The sequence below is a fragment of the Ideonella azotifigens genome, assembly GCF_006519715.1.
GTDB classification, from domain to species: domain Bacteria; phylum Pseudomonadota; class Gammaproteobacteria; order Burkholderiales; family Burkholderiaceae_C; genus Ideonella; species Ideonella azotifigens.
This window is the reverse complement of sequence record NZ_VIDT01001169.1, coordinates 1-1079: the sequence shown is the minus strand read 5'-3', so window position 1 is coordinate 1079 and position 1079 is coordinate 1. Positions and strand designations below refer to the sequence as shown.

1 protein-coding gene is annotated in these 1079 nt (G+C 70.9%); it reads right to left on the bottom strand.

Going from position 1 to position 1079, the window contains the following annotated elements; translation table 11 throughout:
* The coding region (locus tag FKP22_RS31385; protein WP_141292066.1) for an amidohydrolase family protein at nt 1-1079 on the bottom strand (1079 nt) is incomplete at both ends.

Below are 1079 nucleotides of genomic sequence, written 5' to 3'. Positions count from 1 at the left end.
CGGCGACGAGCAGGTGCTGGATGTCGCGCTTGGTGGCGCGTGCCACCACCAGCGCCAGCAGGTCGGCGGGGTCCTCGCTGAGCCGGTCGCGCGTGAGGTGGCGCAGGTCCAGCACCAGGATGTCGGCCGGGGCGCCGGGCTTGAGTTCGGCATCGCCCGGCGCTTGTCCGGTGATGCTCGCCCGCCCATGCCCGCAGACGGCCTGGAACAGGTCGCCCAGGCTGAAGCGTTCGCAGCCATCCACGGTGCTCAGTTGGTGCCAGGCCAGCCGCATCTCGCGCAGCATGTCCTCGTCATCGTCCAGGCTCATGCCGTCCAGCCCCAGGCCGAAGCGCAGGCCCGCATCCAGGTAGCGGCGCCACGGCGGCATGCCCGAGCGCAGCCGCAGGTTCGACGAGACATTGGCACTGACCATCACGCCACGCTCGGCCAGCAGCGCGCAGTCGGCTGCGTCCAGCCACACCGCATGGGCCACGGTCAGGCGCGGCGACAGCAACCCGATGGCGTCCAGATGCTTCAGCAGGCCCCCAGGGTGGTGCGCATCGGCCCATGCCCGTTGCTGCCGTGTCTCGAACAGGTGCATGTGCACGCGCCGTCCGCTGTCGGCGCTGGCCTGTGCGATGCTGGCCAAGGCCTCGTCGTCCACCCACTGCGGGCCGACCGGCCCATACTGCACGCTGAAGCCCTCGTGGGAAAGTTCGGCAATCTCCTCAACCAGCGCCAGGTTCTCCTGCAGCGTGCGGCTGGGCTGGCGTTGGGCGATCAGCCGCGCGTGGTCCGCCGGTGGCAGGTGCGCCAGCAGCGGTGCCAACGGGCCGTAGACAACGTTGTTGCGGCCCGCGAAAGGCACAGCGAAAGCGATGCGCAAGCCCACGTCGCGGGCGGCGCGGGCCACCCCCTGAGCCTCCCGCAGCAAGGCCTTGCCGTCCTGCGTATTGTGGCAATGGTTGGCGGCGGCAATGCCGCCCTCGGCCATGCGGGCGAAGGCCACCACCGCGCGCAGGTACGGGTCCACGTGTGGCTCCCGGGCCAGCTCCGACAGCCAGGTTTCCAGCGCCTGGTCCTGGGCGCCGAAGGCC